The sequence below is a fragment of the Actinomycetota bacterium genome (assembly GCA_036280995.1).
Lineage (GTDB): Bacteria > Actinomycetota > CALGFH01 > CALGFH01 > CALGFH01 > CALGFH01.
In genome coordinates this window covers 1-3575 of record DASUPQ010000665.1, presented here as the reverse complement: position 1 = coordinate 3575, position 3575 = coordinate 1, and the positions used below count along the sequence as shown (strand labels likewise).

The window sequence follows — 3575 nt, the reverse complement described above, 5'->3', positions numbered from 1 at the left end:
CGCCGTCGCCGTACCGCATCGTCTCCCTGTCCGAGCGCGTGCGCCCCCGCAGTATGATGCTTGATGGTTGGTTTGCTTGGTGGCGGCGGCTCCTTGGAAGGAGAGCGGTGATGGTTACGGTGGGACTGCTTGTTCGTCTGGTGGCCACGCCCGGCAAGGAGGCCGAGGTGGTCAGCTTCCTTGAGGGCGGCTTGGCGCTGGTGGAGGAGGAACCGGCGACCATCGCCTGGTTCGCGGTCCGCCTTGGACCCTCGGAGTTTGGGATCTTCGACGCCTTTCCCGACGACGCGGGCCGCCAAGCCCACCTTGGCGGCCAGGTGGCGGCCGCGTTGATGGCCCAGGCGCCGGAGCTGTTCGCGCAGCCTCCGGTCATCGAGCCGGTCGACGTCCTGGCGGCCAAGCTGCCTGGGTAGCTGCCGGTCGAAGCTGGGTGGATCACGGCACTCAGCGACAACCGATCGGACCGTGTCAGGGTGAGCGGCGGGACGTGCGCCCAATATGGGGGAGTTCCACCATGACGCACTACCTGTTGTCGGTCCACAGCGTCGACGGCGAGGTTCGCGAGCCGATGACCGACGAGGAGATGCAGCAGTCCCACCAGCAGCTCGGCACCCTCCAGCAGGACTGAAGTCGGCTGGGGCGTGGGGCGTCGAGGGTCACCGATGCCATCAAGGCGCCGATCGAAGTCCGTCCGTTCGCGGGATTCGAGGCCTGACGACTTGCCCGACGGCGACGCCGCAGCCGGCGACCTGCTGGTGCCGGCTGACCGAGTGGGCCCAGGCCGGCGTGTCCGACCAGCTGCATCTGGAGGTGCTGGACCGGTTGGGTGAGCGGGACGGCTGGACTGGTCGCGGGCGAGTGTGGACACCATGAGCGACCTGCCAGGATCTGAACCGCCCCGGGATTTCTGGAGGCTCCGACTCGTGAGAGGTTGGAGCCATGACACGACCAGGCAGGTATCCCCAGGAGCTGCGGGAGCGGGCCGTCCGGCTGGTGTTCGAGCACCAGGACGAGCACCCCTCCCAGTGGGCGGCGATCTGCTCCATCGCGCACAAGTTCGGGATGTCGTCGGAGACCCTTCGCAAGTGGGTCCGTCGCGCCGAGACTGATGACGGGCTGCGGCCGGGGCTGACCAGCGACGAGCGCGAGCGGCTCAAGACGCTGGAGCGCGAGGTCCGCGAGTTGCGTCGCGCGAATGAGATCCTGAAGTCCGCGGCGGCTTTCTTCGGGGCGGAGCTCGACCGCCGACCGAGCAGATGATCGCCTACATCAACCAGCACAGGCACCGCTATGGGGTCGAGCCGATCTGCCGGCTGCTGCCGATCGCCCCGTCCACCTACCACGCCGCCACACGCCGCCCCAGCTCGGCCCGAGCGTTGCGCGACCAGGAACTGAAGGCCGAGATCACCCGGATCCATGCCGAGCACTTCGGCGTCTACGGCGCCCGCAAGGTGTGGCGCCAGCTGCACCGCGAGGGGATCACGGCGGCCCGCTGCACCGTCGAGCGCCTGATGCGTGAGCTGGGCGTGCGTGGCGCCGTGCGTGGCAAGCCCCGCCGGACCACCACGCCGGATGCGACCGCCGCCCGACCCGCGGACCTGGTGGATCGTGACTTTGCTGCGCAGCGACCCAACCAGCTGTGGGTCGCCGATCTCACCTACGTGGCGACCTGGTCCGGCTTTGTCTATGTCGCCTTGGTCATCGATGCGTTCAGCCGCTTCATCGTGGGTTGGCAGGCCTCGCGGTCGCTGCGCACCGACCTGGCCCTGGACGCCCTGGAGATGGCCATCTGGCGCCGCCAAGCTCAGGTGGATGGCCTGGTGCATCACTCCGACAGGGGCAGCCAATACCTGTCCATCCGCTACACCGAACGGCTGGCCGAGGCCGGCGCGGCCTGCTCGGTCGGTTCGGTCGGCGACAGCTACGACAATGCCCTGGCCGAGACCATCATCGGGCTGTACAAGACCGAGCTGATCCGCCGGCGCGGCCCCTGGAAGGGCATCGACGAGGTCGAGTACGCCACCTTGGAGTGGGTCGACTGGTTCAACCACCGCCGGCTCCTGGAACCGATCGGCCACATCCCGCCGGCAGAGTTCGAGGCCACCTACCACCGAAGGGAGGCCCCAAACAGCATCGACAGACTCAAGCAATCAAGCCTCCGATGAACCCGGGGCGGTTCAGCACCGCGGTGACCCGAGAGTCGGCACCTGCTGATCGACGCTCTGTGATCAAGGTGAGCGCGAGAGGATCGCACATCGCCCAGCCCAGGGAGCTCCCGGCACAGTCCGACCGACCACGCTCATTGTCTTAGGGGACCTTGCGGGTGATACGTCCCATGAACCTCTGCATGTCGACGATGAAGCGCTCGTGGGTGCCCTCCCCGACACGCTCGTGGTCGTCGTCGGCCTCGACCCGGAAGCGCAGTCGCCGCCCATCGCGCTTGGTAAGGGTCGCCCGGACGGTGACCTGCATGCCGATCGGAGTGGCCGCCAGGTGCCGGATGTCGATGTGCGATCCCACCGTCCCCTGGCCCGGCTCCAGCGCTGGCAGGGCGAGCTGGTGGGCGGCGAGCTCGAAGTAGCTCACCAGCATCGGGGTGGCCAGCACCTGGACGCCGATGTTGCCGAACCGGTCGGCCGTCATCGACTCGTCGACAACGACCGTGAGGGTGTTGGTCGCCCCGGGTTCCAGCCCCATGCGGGTCCTCCTACGGCTCGTGGCTCGAGCCGGGCACAGGTCCGAGCACGGCGGATCATCCCCCGTGAACATGGAGATGAGGCAAGGACTCTCGGAACTGGATCCGCAGGCATCGGGAGCAGATGGCCTCGGCGCAGACCACTCGTTCGCAGAAGGCACAGCACTCCACCACCACGCCGCACAATGTGCAGGTGGGAGGCGGTCGGGCCTCAGTGGATGTCATCGGCTGCCTTGTGGTCGGCTTGCTGGGTCCTGATCTGCTCCAGCGCGACCCGGGCCGCGTCTTCTCTTCTCAACAGCCCGACGAGACGGCCGTCGGACGTGGTCACCGGCGACGCCGGTAGGTCGTGGTGGATCATATGATGGGCCAGTTCCTCGATCGGCACGTGGGGGCGGAACGTGCTGGGCCCGGGCCGCATGACCCGCTCGATCGGCTCGTCGCCCCGCCGGAGCTCCTCGGCCCGCAGGAGGCCAAGAACGACCCGCTCGTCGTTCACGACCACGCAGGCATTCCATCCGGCGGCCCGGACTCGCTCCCGAACCTCGCCAATCGACTCGTCAAGCCGGCACGTCGGGACCTCTCGCCGGGCCACATCGCCGGCCCGAGGCCGGCTGGCGTTCCGGCCCTCGGTCGGCAGGCCAGCGGCCAACCAGTCCAGCTCACCGTCCATGTAGTCGTAGACCTCGGCGAACCCTAGGCTCTCGAGCCGCCACGCGGCTCGTGGACTGAGGTCTCAGGCTGAGTCCCAGCAGTACACGACGACGGGTCGGCTCGGGTCGAGCGCCCTCCTGGCCTCGGTCTCGATCCTGCGGAGGGGCAGATTGATCGCTCCGGGAAGGTGGTCATCCTGGAACTCCTCCGTGGGCAGCACATCAAC

General features: G+C 68.1%; 4 protein-coding genes, 1 pseudogene and 1 other annotated feature. Of the genes and pseudogenes, 3 read left to right on the top strand and 2 right to left on the bottom strand.

The window, feature by feature from the left end:
* Positions 1 to 110 precede the first annotated feature (110 nt).
* The 3 genes and pseudogenes from VF468_22630 (at position 111) to VF468_22620 (ending at position 2165) form a co-directional block, all read left to right on the top strand.
* On the top strand, positions 111 to 413 hold the full coding sequence (locus tag VF468_22630; GenBank protein HEX5881085.1) for an antibiotic biosynthesis monooxygenase: 303 nt from the start codon (positions 111 to 113) through the stop codon (positions 411 to 413).
* Positions 414 to 747: 334 nt separating this feature from the next.
* A pseudogene (locus VF468_22625) lies at positions 748 to 875 on the top strand (IS5/IS1182 family transposase).
* Positions 876 to 939: 64 nt separating this feature from the next.
* Positions 940 to 2165 (top strand): IS3 family transposase gene (locus VF468_22620; GenBank protein ID HEX5881084.1). Its coding sequence is split into 2 segments (ribosomal slippage): positions 940 to 1219 and positions 1219 to 2165, totalling 1227 coding nucleotides; the frame shifts between segments, so codons are not numbered across the junction.
* Positions 1218 to 1331 (top strand) — a sequence feature (AL1L pseudoknot). Its footprint overlaps the gene before it by 114 nt.
* Before the next feature lie 142 nt (positions 2166 to 2307).
* Here the strand turns inward: VF468_22620 and VF468_22615 are convergent.
* On the bottom strand, positions 2308 to 2697 hold the full coding sequence (locus tag VF468_22615; GenBank protein ID HEX5881083.1) for a thioesterase family protein: 390 nt from the start codon (positions 2695 to 2697) through the stop codon (positions 2308 to 2310).
* Between the two features lie 209 nt (positions 2698 to 2906).
* On the bottom strand, positions 2907 to 3368 hold the full coding sequence (locus VF468_22610; GenBank protein HEX5881082.1) for a CBS domain-containing protein: 462 nt from the start codon (positions 3366 to 3368) through the stop codon (positions 2907 to 2909).
* Between the last annotated feature and the right edge of the window lie 207 nt (positions 3369 to 3575).